At 70.0% G+C, this 21,296-nt stretch carries 15 protein-coding genes; 5 read left to right on the plus strand and 10 right to left on the minus strand.

The window, feature by feature from the left end; genetic code table 11:
* The 7 genes from ACIBQZ_RS27470 to ACIBQZ_RS27500 form a co-directional block, all read right to left on the minus strand.
* Window positions 1-2,877 (minus strand): amino acid adenylation domain-containing protein (locus ACIBQZ_RS27470; protein ID WP_396091673.1); only part of this gene is annotated, 2,877 nt, incomplete at its 3' end.
* Window positions 2,878-3,133: 256 nt separating this feature from the next.
* Window positions 3,134-4,327, minus strand: a complete 1,194-nt coding sequence (locus tag ACIBQZ_RS27475; protein WP_396091674.1) for an FAD-dependent oxidoreductase — start codon at window positions 4,325-4,327, stop codon at window positions 3,134-3,136.
* A 12-nt stretch (window positions 4,328-4,339) separates the two neighbouring features.
* Window positions 4,340-10,696, minus strand: a complete 6,357-nt coding sequence (locus ACIBQZ_RS27480; RefSeq protein ID WP_396091675.1) for an amino acid adenylation domain-containing protein — start codon at window positions 10,694-10,696, stop codon at window positions 4,340-4,342.
* Between the two features lie 213 nt (window positions 10,697-10,909).
* Entirely contained in the window at window positions 10,910-12,514 is a 1,605-nt protein-coding gene (locus tag ACIBQZ_RS27485) for an ABC transporter permease (protein ID WP_396091676.1), read from the minus strand.
* Window positions 12,511-13,428 (minus strand): ATP-binding cassette domain-containing protein, encoded by a 918-nt coding sequence (locus tag ACIBQZ_RS27490; protein WP_396091677.1) that lies wholly within the window; start codon window positions 13,426-13,428, stop codon window positions 12,511-12,513. The genes ACIBQZ_RS27485 and ACIBQZ_RS27490 overlap by 4 nt, the downstream gene beginning before the upstream one ends.
* Window positions 13,429-13,471: 43 nt before the next feature.
* The gene (locus ACIBQZ_RS27495) at window positions 13,472-14,260 is read right to left on the minus strand and encodes an ABC transporter permease (protein ID WP_396091678.1); all 789 of its coding nucleotides are present in this window, start codon (window positions 14,258-14,260) and stop codon (window positions 13,472-13,474) included.
* Window positions 14,257-15,213 carry an ATP-binding cassette domain-containing protein gene (locus tag ACIBQZ_RS27500; protein ID WP_396091679.1) on the minus strand — a complete coding sequence of 319 codons (957 nt, stop codon included), beginning with the start codon at window positions 15,211-15,213 and terminating at the stop codon, window positions 14,257-14,259. Before ACIBQZ_RS27500 ends, ACIBQZ_RS27495 begins: the two co-directional genes overlap by 4 nt.
* A 240-nt stretch (window positions 15,214-15,453) precedes the next feature.
* Here ACIBQZ_RS27500 and ACIBQZ_RS27505 point away from each other — a divergent pair, with 240 nt between their 5' ends.
* Genes ACIBQZ_RS27505 through ACIBQZ_RS27515 form a run of 3 tightly spaced genes read left to right on the plus strand, consistent with a single transcriptional unit; the run spans window position 15,454 to window position 17,922 of the window.
* Window positions 15,454-16,401: an ACP S-malonyltransferase gene (locus ACIBQZ_RS27505; protein ID WP_396091680.1), complete on the plus strand. Its 948-nt coding sequence runs from the start codon at window positions 15,454-15,456 to the stop codon at window positions 16,399-16,401.
* Window positions 16,402-16,444: 43 nt separating this feature from the next.
* Window positions 16,445-16,690, plus strand: coding sequence for an acyl carrier protein (locus ACIBQZ_RS27510; protein ID WP_396091681.1), 246 nt, complete (start codon window positions 16,445-16,447; stop codon window positions 16,688-16,690).
* A complete protein-coding gene (locus tag ACIBQZ_RS27515; RefSeq protein ID WP_396091682.1) occupies window positions 16,687-17,922 on the plus strand; it encodes a beta-ketoacyl-[acyl-carrier-protein] synthase family protein in 1,236 nt (411 codons plus the stop codon). Before ACIBQZ_RS27510 ends, ACIBQZ_RS27515 begins: the two co-directional genes overlap by 4 nt.
* 61 nt (window positions 17,923-17,983) lie before the next feature.
* Here ACIBQZ_RS27515 and ACIBQZ_RS27520 read toward each other — a convergent pair whose 3' ends face one another.
* The 3 genes from ACIBQZ_RS27520 to ACIBQZ_RS27530 form a co-directional block, all read right to left on the minus strand.
* The gene (locus ACIBQZ_RS27520; RefSeq protein WP_396091683.1) at window positions 17,984-18,598 is read right to left on the minus strand and encodes an LmbU family transcriptional regulator; all 615 of its coding nucleotides are present in this window, start codon (window positions 18,596-18,598) and stop codon (window positions 17,984-17,986) included.
* 299 nt (window positions 18,599-18,897) lie between these two features.
* Window positions 18,898-19,590: a response regulator gene (locus tag ACIBQZ_RS27525; RefSeq protein WP_396091821.1), complete on the minus strand. Its 693-nt coding sequence runs from the start codon at window positions 19,588-19,590 to the stop codon at window positions 18,898-18,900.
* A gap of 230 nt (window positions 19,591-19,820) precedes the next feature.
* The gene (locus tag ACIBQZ_RS27530) at window positions 19,821-19,991 is read right to left on the minus strand and encodes a type II toxin-antitoxin system Phd/YefM family antitoxin (RefSeq protein WP_396091684.1); all 171 of its coding nucleotides are present in this window, start codon (window positions 19,989-19,991) and stop codon (window positions 19,821-19,823) included.
* A 31-nt stretch (window positions 19,992-20,022) separates the two neighbouring features.
* On the opposite strand from ACIBQZ_RS27530, the gene ACIBQZ_RS27535 reads away from it, so the two are divergent.
* Window positions 20,023-20,724, plus strand: a complete 702-nt coding sequence (locus tag ACIBQZ_RS27535) for an RNA-guided endonuclease InsQ/TnpB family protein (protein ID WP_396091685.1) — start codon at window positions 20,023-20,025, stop codon at window positions 20,722-20,724.
* Between the two features lie 141 nt (window positions 20,725-20,865).
* Complete coding sequence (locus tag ACIBQZ_RS27540) at window positions 20,866-21,120, plus strand: zinc ribbon domain-containing protein (protein WP_396091686.1); 255 nt, start codon at window positions 20,866-20,868, stop codon at window positions 21,118-21,120.
* The last annotated feature ends 176 nt before the right edge of the window (window positions 21,121-21,296 follow it).

Genomic DNA, 21,296 nt, shown 5'->3' on the forward strand with positions numbered 1-21,296 from the left:
CCCCGAAAACTCCGGCTCCGGCAACGCCAACCGATCCACCTTCCCGTTACCCAACAACGGCAACCGCTCCAACACCACAAACACCGACGGCACCAAATAATCCGGCAGGCGCTCGGCGGCAAACTCGCGGAGGTCGGCATTGGACAGACCGCCGTGCAGTCCCACCTCGAGGTGCTCCCCGTCGGCAAGGACCGACGGCTCCACTGTGGTCACATAGGCGACGAGCCGCGTGCCGCCCGCTCTGCCGCCGCGGGCTGTCACCACGGTCTGATCGACGGCGGGATGCGTGGCCAGAACCGCCTCGATCTCCGCCGGCTCCACCCTGATTCCACGGATCTTGACCTGGGCGTCGGCCCGGCCGACGAACTCCAGCTGCCCCTCGCGGTTCCACCGCACCAGATCACCGGTGCGATACATCCGCCCGCCCGGCTGGAACGGGTCCGCGACGAACCGGGAAGCGGTCAGGCCGGCCAGCCCCGCATAACCACGGCCCACCAGACCACCGACATACAACTCACCGACCACACCGGCCGGCACCAGCTGCAGGCCCGCACCCAGCACATAGGCCCGCATGCCGCCCAACGGCCGGCCCACCGGCACCGCGCCGGCGCCCGTCCAGGCCACCGGCACTTCGAACGCGGAGGCATAGAAGCTTTCCGTCTGCCCGTATGCATTGACGACTCGTACCTCGGGTATCACCCGGCGCAGCCTGCCGACCACATCGGAGCTCAGACTCTCGCCCGCGAACACCACCGTGCCCACATCCAGCTTCGCGCCGACCTCGGACAGCACCGCCGCGAACGCCGACGGCACCGTCGAGATCACCTCACCCGACCAGCCACCACGCTCTACCACCTGCAGAACGTCGGGCACGACCTCGACCACGCCACCGGAGATCAGCGTCGTGAAGAACTCAAAAACCGACACGTCGAACGACACCGACGTCGACCCGAGGACCCGCGCGCCTTCGGTGATGCCGGCCACCGGTGCCAGCTGCAGCACACCGTTGACGAGCCCGGCGTGGGTGATCTGCACACCCTTCGGCGTTCCGGTCGAACCGGACGTGTACATCACGTACGCCACGTTGCCGGGCCGAGCCGGATGTGAGTCTGTCGGCGTGCTGAGCTCGGTGTCGGACAGCAGCAGCGTCGGCGTGCCGGCCGGGGGAAGGCCGGCGCGGATGCCGTGCTCGGTGAGCAGGAGCACGGGGCGGGCGTCGGCCAGGACCGCGTTGATGCGCTCCGCCGGGTGGGCCGGGTCGATGGGCAGAAACCCGGCGCCCGAGGCGAGGACGCCGAGCAGGGCGACGGCAAGATCGGCCGAGCGCGGCAGGGCCACCGCGACAAGGGTTTCGGGGTGGGCGCCGTGCGCTCGCAGCGACGCGGCGAGCCGGCTCGCGCGCTGGTCGAGTTCCCGATAGGTGAGCCGGGTGTCCCCGCCGATGACGGCGAGCGCGTCCGGGGTGGCGGCGGCCTGCCGGGCGACGAGCCGGTCGACGGTCAGCCCGTCGGAGGGGACCGCGGTGAGGGTGGGCGCCTGGCGCATCCGACGGTGTTCGTCCGGGCTCAGCAGGTCGATCGACGCCACGTGCAGGTCCGGGTCGCCGGCCACCCGGCGCAGGACGCGGACGAAGCGCTCGGCGATGGCCTCGGCGGTTTCGTGCTCGTAGAGGTCGGTGGCGTATTCGAGGCGACCGTCCGCGCCGCCGTCGTGGCGGGAGATCATGTTGAAGAACAGGTCGAACTTGGCGGTGCCGGTGAACACGGGCCGGAAGGCGACCCGGAGGCCGGGCAGGTCGAGCACCGGCCACGGGATCTGCCAGGCGCACATGACCTGGAACAACGGGTGATACGCCGTCGACCGATCCGGATTCAACACCTCCACCAACCGCTCGAACGGCACATCCTGCCGGTCATACGCAGCCAACGCATCACCACGCACCCGACCCACCACATCACCGAACGACGGACCCCCCGACAAATCCACCCGCAACACCCACGTATTAACGAAAAACCCCACCAACCCCGCCAACGCCTCATCCGTACGACCCGCGATCGGACCCCCGATCGCCACGTCCTCACCCGCACCCAACCCCGACAACAACACCGCCAACGCCGCCTGCACCACCATCGACACCGTGGCACCCCGCTGCGAGGCAACCCCCTCCAAGGCATCAACCAGATCGGCATCGAGACGGAACTCGACGAGACCACCCCGATGGCTCGCCTCGGCCGGCCGCGGTCGGTCGGCAGGCAGGGTGATCGGCTGGGGAAGGCCGGCGAGCTTGCGGCGCCAGTAGTCGGTCTGGGCGCTGGCGATGCTGCCGGGACTGTCATCGGCGAGCATGTCCCGTTGCCAGAGGGTGTAGTCGGCGTACTGGACCGGCAGGTCGTCCCACTGCGGGGTGAGCCCGTCGCGCCGGGCGGTGTAGGCCTGGACGAAGTCGGTGGCGAAGGGACCGGCCGATTCGCCGTCGCAGGCGATGTGATGGACGGTGAGCACAAGATGGTGGTGGCGTTCGTCCTGGCGCAGCAGCACACCGTGCAGGGGAATGTCGTGGGCCAGATCGAACGGCTCGGTCACGGCGGCCGTGATGGCGGCCGGCACACCTGCCGGTTCGACGTCGCGGGTGGTGATGTCGAAGGAGACGTCGGTCAGGGGGAGCACAAGCTGGTGGGCGATGCCGTCGTCGTCCTGGACGATGACGGTCCGCAGGGTTTCGTGACGTCCGATGACGTCGCGCAGGGCCAGCGCCACGGCGGCCGGGTCGACGGTGCCGTCCAGCTGCAGGACGAAGGGCACGTGGTAGGTGGCCGACGGGCCTTCGAGCTCGTGCAGGAACCAGAGCCTGCGCTGCGCGAACGACAACGGAATCATGGGCGGCGGCTCTTTCCATGGTCATGGTGCGGGAGGTCGTTCACGAGGGGACCGCGCACGCCTTGTTCGGACGTCGGGGTGGAGGTCGCGGATCGGGTCCACGGCGCTCGGAGGCTGCCGGAATCAGTCCTGCGCCCGGATCGTAAGCAGCCGGTGAGGCCGGACTCCAGGATCGTGCGGGCGGTCCCGCCGGCGGGACATCATCGGGGCGCCGGCTAAGTTTGCGGGTCTTGACACCGGTGGCGCCGCGGGCCTGTTATCGGTCGGCGGCGACCAGGTCGAGAAGCTCTTTGTTGTAGAACTCCTCCAGCGTGCAGGCGCCCGAAAGGGTGCCGAAGTAGCGGTCGGTCAGGGTCTGGTCGGTGGAGATCGCCCGCAGCAGAGCGGTGCGGTTCTCGGGCAGGCGCAGCTCAGCAACGGTGAGGGTGCTGCGGTAGTAGTCGAAGAAGTAGTCATCGACATCGCGGCCGTAGCGGCGTAACGCCGCCGTGAGTGCCTTCTGATCGTGCAGCCGTGGTCCGATCCGGTCGGCCAGCGACTGCGCCTGCAGGAAGGCGTCGGTGATGCCCCGGGCGGTGATGGAGTCCTTGTGGTGCAGTGCATCGCCGACCAGGACCCACCCGGGACCGGTCGCCTGGCGGAAGAAGTTGCGCTGGTCGCCGGTGCCGTAGAGCCGTTCAACCTGCCGTGCGGCAGCCATCCGCTGGTGCAGGTGCGGAGCGGTGGTGCGGACGGCCTCCTGAAAGGACGCGGCGGCTGCCGTACGCATCCGGGGAAACTCGTTCTGCGGGAAGTAGGCCATCACCAGGGTGAGTGCGTCGTTGGTGGGGATGACGCCGATCCAGCGGCCGGGACGTTCGTACAGTTCGAAGCCGGCCGGGAGGCCCTCCCAGTAGCTGTAGTAGGTGCATGTGAGGTTCGGGTCCTCGATGACGGTGCGGGCATCGGCGAGGCGGGCCACAAGCGACCGCATCCCGTCGGCCCCGACCACGAGGGTCGCCTGCTCGGTGTGTTCCGGGCCGGCGCCGGTGCGGTAGCGCACGCCGGTGACCCGGTCGCCCTCCCGGAGCAGGCCGGTGACCGTGACGCCCTCACGCAGCTCGGCGCCGGCGTCGACGGCGGCCGCGGCCAGCACCGGATCGAGCCGATAGCGGCGCGGCGCGTATCCCGCCCGGTGCCCGTCGGCTGGTGGGGAGCAACCCGCCAGCCGGATGCCGGGAGCTTCGTAGCTGACGTGCGTCAACGGGGGGCAGCCGGTGTCCACGACTGCGTCGAGCACACCCCAGCGGCTCATCAGCGCCACGCCCGGCTGGTGGATGTAGTGCGAGGACAGGGTGTCCTGCGGGAAGCGGGCCTTTTCGAGAATGAGCACTCGATAGCCGGCGCGGGCCAGCAGCATGGCCGTCGGGGATCCGGCGCAGCGGGCGCCCACCACGATGATGTCGTACACGAAGTGTTCCTCTCAACCGGCGTTCGGGCCGCCGATGGTCGTCGTGTCCACCGTGCCGTCGCGGGTGAGCCTGCGCAGTGCGGGCCGGCGGGTCGGGGTGCGGTCCGCCCGTTCGCGGGACAACCCGGCGATGGTTCCGGCCTCGAACAGCCGGCGGATCGGCAGCTCGATGCCGAGCTCGCCGCGGATCTTGGCGACGAGCCGGATCGCGAACAGCGAATTGCCGCCGAGATCGAAGAAGCTGTCGTCGATGCCGACCCGTTCGACGCCGAGCACCTCGGCGAACATCCGGCACAGTGCCCTCTCGTGTTCGTCGCGGGGGGCGCGGTAGGGCGTGCGGCCGGGCTCGGCGCTGCGCGGTGCGTAGGTGCCGAGCAGGGGAAGGTCCGCGAGTTCCTGATCGGCCAGTTGGTCCAGGGTCACGGCCGGGTCGTCCGCGATCCGGTGCAGCAGCCGGGCCAGAGCCTTGGCGAGGACCGCCGCGTGGACGGGCCCGGCCGGACCGCCCCGGACACCGATGATGATCAAAAGCCGGGGTACGGCCTGCGCGACGATCGTCACCGGGTAGTGCGAATCGAGGAACGGCTCGTGACCGGCGAGGGCGAGTCCCTCGGTGGCGGCAGCGGCGGTGATGGCGGCCGGATCGACGGGATAGGACTCGTAGACGACCAGGCTGTCGAAGAGCGTTCCGAGCCCGGCGGCGTGCTGGATGTCCGCGAGTCCGCAGTGGTGGTGGTCGAGCAGGGCGGCCTGCCGATGTTGCAGTCGTCGCAGCACATCAGCCGTGCTGTCGCCCGGCTCGAGCCGAGCCCGGACCGGCATCGTGCTGATGAACAGCCCCGCCATGTCGCCGGAGCCGGGGAGGGTGGCGGGACGGCCGGACACGGTGGTCCCGAAGGTCACGTCGCCGGCGCCGGTGAGAGCGGCGAGCACCAGGGCCCAGGCGCCTTGCACCACGGTGTTCATCGTGATGCCCAGCGCAGCCGCGCGCTGCCGCAGCCGTTGTTCCGCTCCCGTGGGCAAGGGGACCTCGGCGCGCTCCAGTTCGGCCGCACCGGCCGGAGGCAGACCGCCGGGGTACACGAGGGTGGGTTGTTTCAGTCCGGCCAGTTCGGCCGCCCAGCGGCGTACGGCGTCGTCGGTGTTCTGAGCCTTCAGCCAGGTGAGATAGCGCTGGTACGGGGCGGCGACGGCGAGGGCACCGGCGTTGCCGTTGTGGTGGTACAGGTCCAGCAGGTCACGGAGCAGGATGGGGAGCGACCAGCCGTCGAAGAGGGCGTGGTGCGCGGTGAGCACGAGATCGGCGTGCTCGCGGTCGAGGGTGATCAGGGCCAGGCGCAGCAGCGGCGGTGCGGTCAGGTCAAAACGGTCGGCACTGTCGGCGGCCCGGAAGGCATCAACGGCCGCAGCCCGGTCGGCGCCGGTCAACCCGGTCAGGTCGAGGTGCTGCCAGGGTAGACGGACATCGGTGGGCACCACCTGAACCAGGTCGGCGTCGCCGCGCGACACGAAGACGGCCCGGAGGTTCGGATGACGGCTCAGCAACGCCTGGCCGGCGGCGCGCAATCGTTGCGGGTCGAGGTGGCCGCGCAGGTGGAACGTCAGCTGCATCTGGTAGGCGTCGAAGGAGCTGTCCGCAAGCATCGAATGGAACAGCAGCCCGGACTGGGTAGCGGTCACCGGCCACACCGCGCTGATCCGGCCGTACCGCGATTCCCAGTTCTCCAGGTCTCGCTGGGTCACCGTCACCAGCGGGGCGTCGGACGGGGTCAGGCCGCCGGTTCCAGGTTGCTGCGCATGCTTGGCCAGGGCTCGCAGCGCTGACTGCCACAGGGCGATCAGGTCGTGTGCCCGGTCGGCGGACAGCACACCGGAGGCGTACGAGAAAAGGCCGTTGATCTGCGGGCCGCTCTCGTCGCCGGTGACCATGACGTTGATGTCCAGGGCGGCCGGGGCCGGCATGGCCTTGTCCGGTGGGGTCAGCAAATCGGTGATGCCGCGCTGCGGGGACCAGCCGTCCGTTCCCGGTCGTGAGCCGCCTGATGAGGCGAACCAGCCCAGATAGTTGAAGCCGATCTGGGGTACGGCGCCGGCCGCCAGTTCCGGCCCGGTGCGGTCGTTCAGGTAACGCAGCAATCCGTACCCGATGCCCTTGTCCGGGATCGAGCGCACGTGTTGCTTGACGCGCTTGAGCGCCCGCCCGGCCGACGCCCCGCCGGCGAAGGCGTCGGCCAGATCCACGCCCTGCACGTCGAGCCGCACCGGGAACATGCTGGTGAACCAGCCCACCGTCCGGGACAGGTCGGCGCCGGGCAGCAGTTCCTCCTGCCGCCCATGTCCTTCGAGCCGGATCAGGGACGGCGCGGGACGTCCCAGATCCGCGCTCCACCGCGCCAGGGCCAGCACCAACGCTGTCAGCAGCACCTCGTCGACACCGCAGCGGAAGCGTTCGGTGACTGCGCCGATCACGGTGGCGGTCACGTCGGCCGGCACCCGTACCGGCGCCGGCACCATGGTGCCCATCGTGTCGACGGCCGGATCGAAGCGCCGCGCGCCGAGAACCGGATCCTCGGCGTTCTGCGCGGCACGCCAGAAGGCGAACTCCGCCACCCGCGCGGGATGGGTGGCTTCCTGCTGCAGGCCGAAAGCCCAGCGACGGACCGAGGTGCCCACGGCGGGCAGCGCAGCGACCTGGCCCTGCGAGATCTGCTCCCAGGCGGTCGCCAGGTCGGACAGCAGAATCCGCCACGAGACCCCATCGACCACCAGATGATGCAGGACCACGGCCAGGCGTCCCGGCCGGGTGCTCTCCCCGGTGTCGAACCACACGAACTGCGCCATCACCCCGCCGACCGGGTCAAGCCGCGCGGCGGCCGCCCGCATCTCGAGCGGCACCTGCCTCCCGTCGTCCCGGTCGCCGGCCCTGTCCGTGTCCGGCACCCGGCGCAGGAGTGAGGCCGCCGAGACCGTGCCGGGCTCGACCACCTCCATCGCGTCGGCGCCGGGCAGCAGTCGCGAGCGCAGCCCGTCGTGGCATTCCAGCACCGCGGCGATGGTGGCGATCAGACCTGCCTCGTCCACGTTCGGCGGCAGCCCCACCAGCATCGACATCGCGAACCTGGAGATCGGGCCGCCGGCGTCGGTCAGCCAGTGGGCGGCCGGCAGCAGCGGAGCGTGACCCAGCCCTCCCCCGGCCAGCTCTGCGGCGGGCCCGGCGGTGCCGGTGGCGGTGCCCGCCACGACGGCCAGTGCGGCGACCGTACGGTGCTGGAAGATGTCGCGGGCACCGACCTCGACGCCTCGCGCCCGGGCGCGGGCCACCACCTGGATCGAACGGATACTGTCGCCACCGACGGTGAAGAAGTCGTCATCGGCGCCGATCCGGTCGAGGCCCAGGACGTCGGCGAACACCTCCGCCAGCACGGTCTCCGTGGCGGTTGACGGCGGCCGGTAGACGACCTCGGCGATCTCGGGCTCGGGAAGGGCCGCACGGTCCACCTTGCCGTTGGCCATCAGCGGCAGCCGGGCCAGCACGGTCAGCGCCGCGGGCACCATGAACTCGGGCAGCCGGGCGGCCAGGTAGCCGCGCAGTTCACCGGGGGTCGGCCAGAGGTCGTCGTCGGCGCCGGCCGGAACCACGTACGCGGCCAGCCGGGCTGTCCCGGTCCCGCGACGTGCGACGACGACGGCCTGCGACACCCGCGGATGGGCGGTCAGCACGATCTCGATCTCGGCGGGCTCGATACGGAAGCCACGCACCTTGACCTGCGTGTCGGCGCGGCCGAGGTATTCAAGGTCGCTGTCGGCGTTCCACCGGGCCAGGTCGCCGGTGCGATACATGCGTTCGCCCCCGGCGCCGAACGGGCTCGCGACGAAGCGTTCGGCGGTGAGCGCGGGCGCGTGCAGGTAACCACGGGCGAGGCCCTCACCGGCGAGGTAGAGCTCACCCGGCGCCCCGGGCGCGACCGGAGCCAGGCCGGGACCGAGCACGTACGCGCGCATGTTGTCCATCGGTCGCCCGATGGGGACGGTCAGGCCGAGCCGGCCGTCCGGCTCGACCCGGTGCCGGGTGGCGAAGACCGTCGTCTCCGTCGGGCCGTAACCGTTCACCACGGTGATGCCGGGGCACGCCTGACGCACCCTCTCGACCGCTGTCGCGGGCACCACGTCTCCGCCGGCCCACACTTCTTGGAGCCCGGCAAGGCAGCCGGGGCGCTCATCGGCGATGACGGCGAACAGGCCGGCCGTGAGCCAGATCGCGGTGAGGTCGTGCACGGTGATCAGGTCGTGGAGCCGGTCGGGGTCGAGTTCCGCCTCGGGGGCCACGACGACGCGGCCGCCGTTGAGCAGCGGCGTCCACAGCTCGTAGGTGGAGGCGTCGAAGGTGTGCGGAGAGTGCAGCAGCACGCGGTCGTGGGCGCCGGTGCGGTAGTCGCGGGCCAGTGCCAGGGTGGCCACGTTGCGGTGGGTGACTTCGATGCCTTTGGGGAGGCCTTGCGAACCCGAGGTGTACATCACGTAGGCCACATCATCGGGGTGGCCGAGCGACGACGGTGGACAGGTGACACCGGTGGCGGCCTCGTCGGCGAGAGCATCGAACCTGAGCACGGCGGCGTCGGTCGCGGCGGGGAGTGCTGCCTCGGCGCCGGCGTCGGTGAGCACCAGGGCGGGTCGGGTGCCGGCGAGCATGAGGGCGACCCGGTCGCGCGGGTAGCGCGGGTCCACCGGCTGGTAGACCGCGCCCGCCCGGACCACGGCGAGAATCGCGGTGACCAGCTCGATGGAGCGGGCAAGCAGCAACGCCACGGTGTCGCCGGGCCGGACGCCGTGGGCTGCCAGCCGACCGGCCAGCGTTTCGGCCCGCCGATGCAGCTCGCGGTACGAGACGGTGCGGTCCCCGGCAGTCACGGCGGGCGCCTCGGGAACGGCCAACGCCCGCCGCCCGAACAAGGCGAACAGGCCCGTTCGGGGAACCGGCGCCGCCGTCTGGTTGGGTTCGTCGAGCACCGTGCGGCGTTGCTGCTCGGTCAGGACATCAACCGCGCCGATCCGGCTCTGCGGGTCACGCAGCAGCGCACGGATGTAGGAGAGCAGCCGCTCCGAGAAGAAGCGCAACTCGGCCATGCTGTACGCGTGCCGCGGCGCATCGATGCGGATGTTGAGGTCGCCGTCACGCCCGGTGGTCAGCACGGTGATCATCAACTCGTCCAGCGTCGGGAAGCACCCGCCGGCGACCCAGGCGGACGCCTCACCGAAGCGCAGCTCGCCCACGTCGGGGATGAAGTTGACGATGACTCCGACGGGGCTGCGCATCAGGTCCGGCAGGCCCATGCTGCGCCGGATGTCGGAGATCTGGTGCTGGGCGTGCCGGAAGATCTTGTACTTCTCCGTGGTGACGGCCTCTGCCAGGGCCGCGAACGTCATGTCGTCGGTGGTGGCCAGCCGCATCGGCACGAAGTTGGCGGCCAGGCCCGAGACCCGCCGGGCCGTACCGACCCGGTTGTTGACCACGACGGAGAACATGAACTCGGAGCCGCTGCCGAGGTGACGCAGGAAAACGGCGGTGGCGGCGGTCAGTGCGGTGGTGACCGGGACGCCGAGCTGCTCGGCCGCGGCCTGCCAGCGATGTGCCTCGGCCGCCGGCACCCGGGCGCCGACGTGGTGCACTCCGACCGCCTCCGCGACCTGCGACCATCCGGCGGGCTCGTCGGGCCGGGCGGAACGGTCAGCGGTGGTGCCGAGCCCGGCGGGCAGGCGGGTCACGTCGGGAGCGTGCTCGAGATACTCCTGCCAGAACCGGGCATCCTTCACGAACCGCTGCGAGGCCCGATATTTCTTGTCGTGCCGGGCGACGAGGTCGGCGCCGGCGTCCGGCCACGGTTGCGGGCTCTCCCCCGCGGCGAGGGCCGTACAGGTCTCGGCGACGGTGCGGGCCAACGTGATGAGGCCGACCCCGTCGATGACGATGTGGTGGACGCAGACCACGAACAACGAACGGCCCGGGCCTATGCTGATCAGGCCGAACCGGAACAGGGCATCGTGCTCGAGGTCGAAGGGACGCCCGACGATATCGGCGACGACCTCGTTCGCGGCGGCCTCGGCATCGGCGGCTCCACCGACGTCCCTCAGCTCCAGCGCGATGTCGCCCGGCTGACGGTCCAGCACGGCCAGGCCGTCCTCGGCCTCCCGGAAATTGATCAGAAGCCCACTGCTGTGCGCGAGGACGTGCTCGAGCGCGGACGTCAGCACCTCGGCATCGAGCCGGCCGTCGACGGCCCACCAGCCCGCGATGTTGTTCCGCACCTCGGGCGCCAGCTTCTGGGCGAGCCAGAGTCCCACCTGCATCGAGGTGGCCATCGCTGCAGACAAGGCACTCACCTTCCGGGATGTCCGGTACCGGTCGAACGCTGGAACGTCCGCTCCGGCGACCTGGTCACCCAAACACAGGGGCCCGACGCGGGTGAATGTCCGAGCCCGCGCGCGGTCACCATGTCCCGCCGGCGGGACGGACCGGCCGGTCCAGGACGTACTCACGGCCCGGTGACGGGGGTGCACCGGGCCATGAGCGTTTCGGCGACCGGATCAGCCGGTGGAGCTCAGGTCACGCCGCCGGAACAGCGCCAGACCCAGTCCCGTTGCGACCAGCGCGGCGAGCACCATGCCGGTGAGCACAACCGGCTCGACAGGCTTGAGCGGCACCAGGGCGGGCAGGTTGAACAGCGACAGTTTGCTGACCCAGGCCGGCAACTCGGCGAAGCCGCTGAACAGCGTGATGAACAACCCGCCGGCGAAGGCGATCCACGCCGCCCGCGCTGCCGCGGCCGACAGGCCGAACAGCAACGCGGACAGGGCCGCGAACAGCAGCGGAATCGGCAGATAGTTGAAGGTCGCAGCCGTCAGCTGACCGGCCAGGGACGGGTCGCCCAGCGCCGACGAGCTGGTCAGGGCCAGCGCCATGCCGCCGGCGACCTGGGCAATCGAGGCCGACACCGCGGCGACGCCGAAGGCCGCGCCCATCCAGCGGAGCCTGCTGACCGCGGTGGCGAGCACGAGCTCTCCCCGGCCGGATCTCTCCTCGCTGCGCATTCTCGACACCGAGCTGATGGCGAGGACCGAAGCCAGGATCGACACGTAGACCAGCATGGTGGCCAGGAAGCCATCGACCACGTTGAGCTGGTCGTTGCCGATGGCCTTGACGGTGTCGGGGTTCTCCCGCACCATGCGTTCCACCTGGCCGCCGAGCGAGCCGTAGAACAGCCCGAGGAGCACGGCCGCCAGGGTCCAGGCGATGATCAGGCCGCGTTGCATCCGCAGGGTGAGCGCCAGCGGGCTGCGCAGGCTCGTTCTGGCGTCGGCCGGCCCGCGCCGGGGCGCCACCAGTCCTGCGCCGACGTCGCGGCGGGCGGCCAGGGCGTAGGCCAGGGGCACGAGCACCGCGACGGTGACCAGCGGGATGAGCAATGGCCACCACCTCAGGTCGACGAAGGGTCGGGTCTGGAAGAACCAGGTCGTGGGTGACACCCAGGACGGCGGGGTCCCACCGGCCGCGGCGACGTCGCCGCTGACCCGGGTCAGGTAGAGCGCCGCGATGACGAGCACGGTGAGCCCGGTGGCGGTCCGCGCGTTCTCGGTGATCTGAGCGAAGACTGCCGCGATAGCGGCGAACACCATGGCCGTCAGGGTGATGCCGACGCCGACGGCGATCGAGTCGACGGCGGCCAGGCCGCGCAGGACGAGCACCAGGGCGACCGCGGCGCCGGTGAGCGCGTCGGCGATCAGGCAGGTGAGCATCGCCGCGGTGATCGGGGCGCGCCGGCCGACCGCGTTGGCTCGCACGAGCTCGGCCCGACCGGTCTGCTCCTCGGTGCGGGTGTGCCGCAGGATCATGAGAACGTTGACCACAGCCAGCACGAGCAGCAGCGCGGGGAGGATCTCGTTGACCACCATCGGTCCGATGGTGTAATCGCGCAGCCCGTAGCCGGGGCCGCCGAAGAAGACCCCTACCGGGGTTCGCATGAGGTCGGCTCGCTGCTGCCGCTGGGCGTCGTTGGTGTAGGTCTCGGCGAAGGTGGGCAGCGCCAGCGCGGTCACCCCGGCGAGGGCGACGACGCAGAGCAGCAGGCGGGTGCGGTCGCGGCGCAGCGCGAACCGGGTCAGCACACCGGTGGCCGCGAAGGTCCGGCTCATCGGGCAGCCGCCGGCACGTTCTCGCGCTGGTCGCCGTATTCGCGCAGGAACAGCTCCTCCAGTGAGGGAGGGTTGCTGACCAGCGAGACGACGCCGTACCCGGCGAGCCTGCTCAGCACCTCGGGCAGGCTCGTGTTGTCCACCGTGAAGTGCAGCTGGTCGCCATCGAGGGTCAAATCGTGGACCCCGGGCTCACCGCTGAGCGCCCTGGCGTCGCGCTGGGTGGTGGCGACGATCGTCGAGCGGGTCAGGTGGCGCAGATCGGCGAGAGTGCCGGACTGTACGACTTGGCCGCGCCGGATGATCGTGACGGTGTCGCACAGCTTCTCGACCTCGGCGAGGATGTGGCTGGACAGCAGCACCGACCGGCCCTGGTGTTTGACCTCCTCGATGCATCGGGTGAAGACGGCCTCCATGAGCGGGTCGAGGCCCGAGGTCGGCTCGTCGAGGATGAGCAGCTCGGCGTTCGACGAGAGCGCCGCGACCAGCGCGACCTTCTGCCGGTTTCCCTTGGAGTAGGTGCGCGTCTTCTTGGTGGGATCGAGCTCGAAGAGCTCGAGCATTCTTCGCTTGGCCGCCTGGTCGGCGCGACCGCGCAGCCGGGCGAGCAGGTCGATGGCCTCGCCCCCGGTCAGGCCGGGCCAGAGGGTGACCTCGCCGGGCATGTAGGCGATCCGGCGGTGCAGGTCGACGGCGTCGATCCACGGATCGCCGCCCAGCACGCGGGCCTGGCCGCTGTCGGCGCGCAGCAGGCCGAGGAGCACCCGGACCGTGGTGGACTTGCCGGCTCCGTTGGGGCCGAGGAATCCGGCCACCTCGCCGGGTCGGACGGTGAGGTCCAGCTGGTCGAGGGCCTTGACCGAGCCGAACGTCTTGGTGACGGAACGCATCTCGACCACCGGCTGCGATGTCATGGTGTTCATTCCTTCTTCGTGGGGTGTCAGGTCAGTGGCGGGGTCAGCGCACGGACTTGCGCCGGTAGAGCGATCGGGACCAGACATAGCCGACTACCGCTATGCCGACCGACCAGCCGATCGCCAGCCAGACGTCCGTGCTGTCGGGGGTGCCGGCGAGCAGGTCACGGACGGAGTTGATGATCGGGGTGAACGGTTGGTACTCGGCGAACCAGCGGATGCCCACCGGCAGCGATTCGACGGGGACGAAGCCGCTGCTGAGCACCGGGAGCAGCATGAGGAACATCGGCAGGTTGCTCGCCGTCTCGACTGTCTTGGTGACCAGTCCGAACGCGACCGCGAGCCAGGCCAGGGCCAGCGAGACGAGCACCAGCAGGCCGAGAAGGGCCAGCCAGTTCAAGAAGGTGGCCTGCGGCCGGAAGCCGATGAGCACTGCGACGGCGAGCACGGCCGCCATCGCGAGGATCGCCTGGATCACCCCGCCGTAGACGTGTCCGGCCAGCACGGAGGCACGGCTGATCGACATCGTGCGGAACCGGGCGATGATGCCCTCGGTCATGTCCATGGCGACCGAGATGGAGATCGCCTGCGCGGTGGCGGCGCCCGACATCAGGACGATGGCGGGCGCGATGTAGGAGAGGTATTCGCCGCGGCCGCCACCACCGCCGAGGCCGGCACCCAGGGTGCCGCCGAAGACGTAGACGAACAGCAGCAGGATCACGATGGGGGTGCCGATGATCAGCATCGTCATGCTCGGGTTACGCCGCATGTGCAGCAGATTGCGGCGCAGCATCGTGGTGGAGTCGGCCACCGCATAGGTCATCGAGCTCATCGGGTGGCCTCCTTGCGGGCCTCGGGACCGGTCAGGGCGAGGAACACGTCGTCGAGGTCGGGGGTGGTCAGCGACAGCCGCTGTGCCGGGATCCGCGCCTGCTCCAGACGGTTGAGCACCTCACGCAGAGCGGCGATGTCACCGTTGCTGGGAACGCTCAGCGTCAGATCGGCGTCGTTGCGGATCGCGCCCGGCAGCGTCGCGGCGGCGGCATCGAGCGCCGCCACGTCGGGCAGTTCGAGTTGGATGTGGCCACCGGGCACCAACCGCTTGAGTTCCTCCGGGGTGCCCTCGGCCACGATCCGCCCGTCGTCGAGGACTGCCACGCGATCGGCGAGTTGATCCGCCTCTTCGAGATATTGGGTGGTCAGCATGATGGTGACGCCGTCGGCCAGCAGGCTGCGAACGATGTCCCACATGGTGCGCCGGCCGCGCGGGTCGAGTCCGGTGGTGGGCTCGTCCAGGAAGATGATGCTGGGCCGGCCGACCAGGGTCATCGCCAGGTCGAGCCGGCGCCGCATGCCACCGGAGTAGGTCGAGGCAGGCTTCTTGGCCGCGTCGGTGAGGTCGAAACGGTCGAGCAGCTCGGCCGTACGCGCGCGGCCGTCCCGGCGAGGCTGGTGTTGCAGGTCGGCCATCAGCATGAGGTTCTCCTCGCCGGTCATGAGCTGGTCGACGGCGGAGAACTGCCCGGTGACGCCGATGGCGGCGCGCACCTTGTCGGGCTCGCGCAGCACGTCGTGGCCGGCCACGCGCACCTGCCCGGAGCCGGGGGTGAGCAGGGTGGACAGGATGTTGACGGTGGTCGTCTTGCCCGCCCCGTTGGGACCGAGCAGGGCGAAGACGGTGCCGGTGGGCACGGTGATGTCGACGCCGTCGAGGACGGTGTGGTCCCCGAAGGACATCCGCAGGTCAGCGGTCTCGATGGCGGGCGACATGGGCGACCCGGGCATGGCGCCCTCCTTTGGTCGGTGCCGGGAAGGGACGAGCGCGGCTCGCCCTCTACTAATATGTATACGTATACCCTACACAGATGGCGAAATGTCGCAAGTCCGGTTCACCCTCAGCGATTAGGCCTTCACCGATCTACGGGTCAAGGTGGACGACGGCGTCCCGCCGGCGGGACGGCGGGACGCGCCGCTGACCCCTCGCGCGCCTTGTCACAGCGGACAGGCGCCACCGATGCTCGATCGGTGCTTGCCATCGTTGCCCCAGGACAAGGCAGCCAGGTCCCCGGATTCCTCTCGACATGGATGGCCGTTGCGCCGTTCGCCGACCGGATGAGGTGGTACTCCGCGGTCTGCGGACTCGACCTGGCTCAGTTCGGCACCACCGCCGATGCCGCCACCATCAGAGACACCGCCATCGCACAGCCCCTCCTGGTGGCCGCCGGCCTCGCCGCGTGGCGGACCCTGTGTCACGCCGCCGCGGGTCCGTTGCGCGCCGAGCTCATCGCTGGACACAGTGCGGGCGAGCTCACCGCAGCCGCGGTAGCCGAGGTGATCAGCCCGGAACAGGCGATGATCCTCGCTCGCGAACGAGCCCGCGGCATGGCGGAGACCGCCGCCCGGATCGATTCCGGCATGGCCGCCGTGGTCGGCGGCGACCCCGACGAGGTGGCGGCCGCCATCAACCGGTGCGGCCTGTCGGCGGTGACCTACAACGGCCCGGGCCAGATCGTGGCGTCGGGTGCCCGGCCCGGCATCGAGCGCCTGCTGGCCACCCCACCGCCGCACACGCGGGTGGTACGCCTGGAGATCTCCGGCGGCTTCCACAGCGCGCACGTCGCGCACGTCGGTGATCGGCTTCGGGCCCTGGCGCACGGCATGGAGACCCGCGATCCCGGCACCGTTCTGCTGTCCAACCGTGACGGCCGCATCGTCAGCACCGGGCCGGAGGCGCTGCAGCTCATCGCCGACCAGGTCAGCGCGCCGGTGCGCTGGGACCTCTGCATGCGCCGGATGGACGAGCTGGGCGTGACCGGCATGCTCGAACTGACTCCGGCCGGCACCCTCACCAAGATCGCGCGACGGGCTCTCCCCCGGGTGGACACGTTCGCGCTGCGCAGCGTCGACCGGCTGGACGACGCGTGTGCATTCGCACTGCACCACACCCGCACAGCCTCGGGACTTGTGCCCTGACAAACCGTCCGACCGCATCCACTCCACCGAAACGGAGGCCGCCATGGCCACTCTGGCCGAGATCAGCATCGAACTGCCGAAGATCGTTCATGACGTCGCCGGCGTGCCGATCGAAGACATCCAGCCCGCCAAGAGCTTCACCGAGGACCTTGACATCGACTCACTGTCGATGGTCGAGATCATGGTCGCCGCCGAGGAACGCTTCGGCGTCACGATCCCCGACGAGGATGCCCGGGAGCTCACGACCGTCGGCGAAGTGGTCGCCTACATCGAGCGCAGCCAGCAGTGAACCGCCAGGTCGTCGTCACCGGACTCGGCGCGGTGACCCCGCTCGGGCCGGACGTCGCCTCCACCTGGGAGGCCCTGCTCGCGGGACGATCCGCGACCACGGCACTGCACGACGAGCGATTCGAGGGCCTGCCCGTACGCATCGCGGCGCCGGTGCCGGGCGATCCGGGCGCCGACCTGTCGCGGGTCAGCGCACGGCGCCTCGACCGATACGAGCAGTTCGCCATGCGCGCCGCCCTGGAGGCCTGGGCGGACGCGGGCCTCGCCTCCGGGACGGTGGCCGCAGACCGGCTGGCTGTCACCATCGGCTCCTGCATCGGCGGCCTGCACACCACTTTGGACACCTACGACCGGCTCAAGGCCGCCGGCCCCCGCCTGGTGTCGCCCTTCACCATCGGCAAGATGATCCCGGACGGGGCCGCCTCCTGGGTCGCTCTGGAGCTCGGGGCCAAGGCCGGCATTCAGACTCCGGTCGCGGCGTGCGCAACCGGCAACGACGCCCTGCGCGACGGAGCCGCGCTCATCCGCTCGGGTAAGGCCGACGTGGTGGTGGCCGGCGGCGCTGAGGCAGCGATCCACCCCCTGGTGCTGGCGGCCTTCAGCGCCATGCGCGCGCTCTCGCCGTCCAACGACGAGCCCGCACGCGCTTCCCGCCCCTTCGACAAGGGCAGAGACGGATTCGTGCTCGGCGAGGGCGCGGCGGTCATGGTTCTCGAATCGGCCGATCATGCGGCAGCTCGGGGGGCACGCGTCTATGCACGCCTTGCCGGTGCGGGCTCGTCGGCCGACGGCCACGACTTCGCCCAGCCCGATCCGAGCGGCGCGGGACAGGCCGACGCGATCCGCGAAGCCATGACCGACGCCGGCCTCGACGCCGCCGCGATCAAGCACGTCAACGCCCACGCGGCGAGCACCCCACAGGGCGATCTGACGGAGTCGGTGGCGATCAGCTCCGTGCTGGGGCGGCGTGCCGGCGGCGCCGTGGTCACCGCGTCGAAGTCCGCGTTGGGGCACCTCATGGGCGCGGCGGGAGCCGCGGAGTCGATCGCCACGGTGCTGGCCCTGCATCACCGGGTCGTCCCGCCGACGATCAACCTCACCGACCTCGACGACGAGATCGATCTGGACGTCGCACGCGAACCACGGAGCTTGCCGGAGGGGCCGCTGGCCGCCTTGAGCAACTCATTCGGGCTGGGCGGCCACAACGTCGTCGTGGCGTTCAGCACCACCTGAGGGCGCCGCGGACCCGGGACCGGTGAGGGCATCGACGCGGATGCCCTCACCCCGTCTGCCGCTATTGCGCCACGACGCGCAGGTCCGGGGCGAAGTCGTGAGTCGCCGACCGCAACACGTGGGCCACCCACTCATTGACGCTGAGCCCGTAGGAGTCCGCGATGCGGACGCAGGAGTCGAACTGCTCGGGCGCGAGTTCAACGTGGATGGCCGCGGCCTGCTCCGAGCCCGCGGACGGCTCCTGCGTGCCGCCCTCGGCCGCCTCCCGCTCGGCCAGGCTTGCGCGCACTTCCCGGCGCAGCCGGTTCCGGGACCAGTGCTCCTCGGCCGCCTTGCGCAGCCAGTAGTCCTGCTCGGGCCCGGCCAGGCCGGCCACCTCGGCGTGATGGGCGATGCTGAGTGACTCCACCCGGCGCTCGTGCGGGAACTTGCGAGCGATCCAGGCATAGTTGCGCAGGGTCTGATAGTCCAGACCCGTGCGGCTGATCGCTTCCCGATAGCGGCCGCTGAACGCGGTCTCGCCGAAGATGAGCCAGTCGGCGAGCCACCAGGCCGACGAGTTGGAGGCCTCATGGAGCTGCATCCCGATCTTCTCCCACACGTGCTGGGAGAGGCCGCGAGGAAAGCTGATGCCGGACTTGAGCAGAGTCACCGGACCGGCGAGTTGCAGCACCATCGCCGATCGCCCGTCCGGTAGTCGTCCGGTGCGAACCGGATCAAGGTGACTCTCCACTGCTCGAACCATTGACGCCCCCATACGATTGTCCGTTTTACCCGGCGCGGGTGCGAAGATGAACTCACCACGCTCGCGCGGAGCCGAAGCTCACATCGCCACTCAACAGCAGTTCGGGTCGAAGGCTATCAATCATCGCGCTCGGAAAGAAGCGAGCCTCAACCCCTATAGCATCTATAGTTTGTTAATGCGCTCGAGGCGCACTCATCCACAAAAAGACACCGGACCGCGGGGCATGCTCGTCAGGATTGGAAGCGATACCCCACACCGGATTCCGTCAGGAAGTGCCGTGGACGTGCCGGGTCCGCCTCCAGTTTGTGCCGCAACCGGGCCATGTACTGACGCAGGTAGCCCGCTTCCTGCGCATACTGCGGACCCCACACCTCGGTCAGCAGGCGACGATGCCCGAGGACACGGCCGGGCTGCCGCAGGAAGGACTCCAGGAGCCGCCACTCGGTGCGCGTCAGCCGGACGTCGCCGGAAGAGGCGCTGACAATCCGAGCATCGAGGTCGACGCGATATTTCCCGACAAAGAGCACGCGCGACTCTTTCCGCGCCGGACGGGGCCTGCGAACAATCGCTCGAATGCGCGCGAGCAATTCGTCGTCGACAAACGGCTTGGTCAGATAGTCGTCGGCCCCGGCGTCCAGGGCGCGGACTTTGTCCTGCGCATCTTCCCGGCCGGACAGAACAATGATCGCGGCGTGATCGCCGAGCCGCGGGATGAGATCGACGCCCCCGACATCGGGAAGCCCGGGATCAAGGAGCACCACCTCGGGACGGAAGTCAGCCGCAGCAGTCAGGGCCGAAGGACCATCGCCGGCCGTCGTCACGTCATACCCGCGCGCCCGCAGGACGATGCTCAGCGTGCGCGCCATGAGGCGTTCATCAACGACAAGGATGCGTCTCGCCGGTGATCGACCACCCGCCTGCAAAGCGCGCGGGTACGCGATTGTCGGCCAATAGCGACGACTGAACACGGGTCCGTCAGCGGCATACCGCATGGCCCTCCCCCGAGAACGCCCCGATACACGTATACCTATAACATACTCGTGCGTAGGGGGTCACGCTAGTCGGGTGCTACCGGGATGCGGGCCGGTGCTCCGGCCTTCCGGCCGGGGGTGAAGGCCTGCACTGGGAGGGCCGCCAAGGCCCGAGCAGTGCCTTAAACCGGGCGGTTCTGCTGCTCGATGTACCACTGGTAGGGCACGAGCACAGCGCGCGGTTCGTCGTTCTTCGCCAGGATCGTGTGCTGGCCCGCGTAATGGGCCGCGTCGATCAACTTGCCGATCTCCTTGCGGGCGTCGCTCACCGCGACCTGGGGTGTCTCGCTCATCCTGCTATCGTATATTTGGTACGTTTTGTACGTGCGGCTCCGTTACAACTACCGGGTGTACCCGGACGCCGTCCAGCGCGAGGCGCTGGCTCGGTCGTTCGGGTGCGCGCCCGGGTGGTGTTCAACGACGGGCTGCGTCTGCGTCAGCAGGCCCGCGAGAACGGCGAGAAGTAACGTCTCGGACGCAGAGCTGTCCCGGCGCCTGATCACCGAGGCGAAGACCACCCCGGAACGGGCGTGGCTGGGCGAGGTCTCCTGCGTCGTGTTGCAGCAGGCCCTCGCCGATCTGAACACCGCGTACCGCAACTTCTTCGCCTCGATCACCGGCAAACGCGAGGGTCGCAAGGTGGCCCCACCCCGGTACCGGTCCCGCATGGACAACCGGCAGGCCATCCGGTTCACCAGGAACAGCCGGTTCAAGGTGCTCGACAACGGACGGCTGCGGCTGCCGAAGTTCGGCGATGTTCCGGTCCGCTGGTCGCGGAGCCTGCCGTCCGAGGCCGGCTCGGTCACGGTGATCCGGGACGCGGCCGGGCGGTACTTCGCCTCGTTGGTCGTGCAGACCACCGAGGACGAGACACTGCCGCCGGTCGGCTCCGAGGTCGGGATCGACCTGGGGCTGACCCACTTCGCGGTCATGTCCGAGGGCACGAAGGTCACGGCGCCGAAGTTCCTGCGCCGGGCGGCCCGCAAACTCAAGCGGCTGCAACAGGCACTCTCCCGCAAGCGGTAGGGCAGCAACCGTCGCAAGAAGGCCGTCGTGCAGGTCGCTCGCGCTCATGCGCGGGTGGCCGACACCCGGCGGGACTGGCAGCACAAGCTCTCGACACGGATCATCCGCGACAACCATGCGGTGTAGGTCGAGGAGCTGTGCGTGGCCGGTCTCGGCCGGACCCGGCTCGCCAAGAGCGTGCACGACGCCGGGTGGGCGAGCTTCACCGGCATGCTGGAGGACAAGGCCGCCCGGTACGGCAGGGCGTTCGGCCGGGTGGACCGGTTCTTCCCGTCCACCCGGATGTGCTCGGCGTGTGGCCGGATCAACGAGAAGATGCCGCTCGAGGTCCGGGCGTTCCCGGCGGCAGATCAGCCGGGTGCCGGCCAGCAGGCATCGGGTCGAGGCAGTCGGTGAGTCCGACGGGTTCCGCGCCGTCGCGCAGGCTGCCGTCGCCGTCCAGCGCCGCCACCCCAGTCGCGGGCGGCGACGATCACGACACCGAGCGAGAACCCGATGTCGATTCGTTGACAGAACCGGCGGTCGTCCTCACGGGACGACCGCCGGTCACGGATGAAGGTAGCTACGGGGAC

This window comes from Actinoplanes sp. NPDC049599, from assembly GCF_044465625.1.
Classification (GTDB): Bacteria; Actinomycetota; Actinomycetes; order Mycobacteriales; family Micromonosporaceae; genus Actinoplanes.

Coding starts and splice junctions, on each gene's coding strand:
- ACIBQZ_RS27485 (WP_396091676.1), bottom strand. CDS start 12,514: ATGAGCCGGACCTTCGCGGCCACCGGTGTGCTGACCCGGTTCGCGCTG.
- ACIBQZ_RS27490 (WP_396091677.1), bottom strand. CDS start 13,428: ATGACATCGCAGCCGGTGGTCGAGATGCGTTCCGTCACCAAGACGTTC.
- ACIBQZ_RS27495 (WP_396091678.1), bottom strand. CDS start 14,260: ATGAGCTCGATGACCTATGCGGTGGCCGACTCCACCACGATGCTGCGC.
- ACIBQZ_RS27500 (WP_396091679.1), bottom strand. CDS start 15,213: ATGCCCGGGTCGCCCATGTCGCCCGCCATCGAGACCGCTGACCTGCGG.
- ACIBQZ_RS27510 (WP_396091681.1), top strand. CDS start 16,445: ATGGCCACTCTGGCCGAGATCAGCATCGAACTGCCGAAGATCGTTCAT.
- ACIBQZ_RS27520 (WP_396091683.1), bottom strand. CDS start 18,598: ATGGTGCTGCAACTCGCCGGTCCGGTGACTCTGCTCAAGTCCGGCATC.
- ACIBQZ_RS27530 (WP_396091684.1), bottom strand. CDS start 19,991: ATGAGCGAGACACCCCAGGTCGCGGTGAGCGACGCCCGCAAGGAGATC.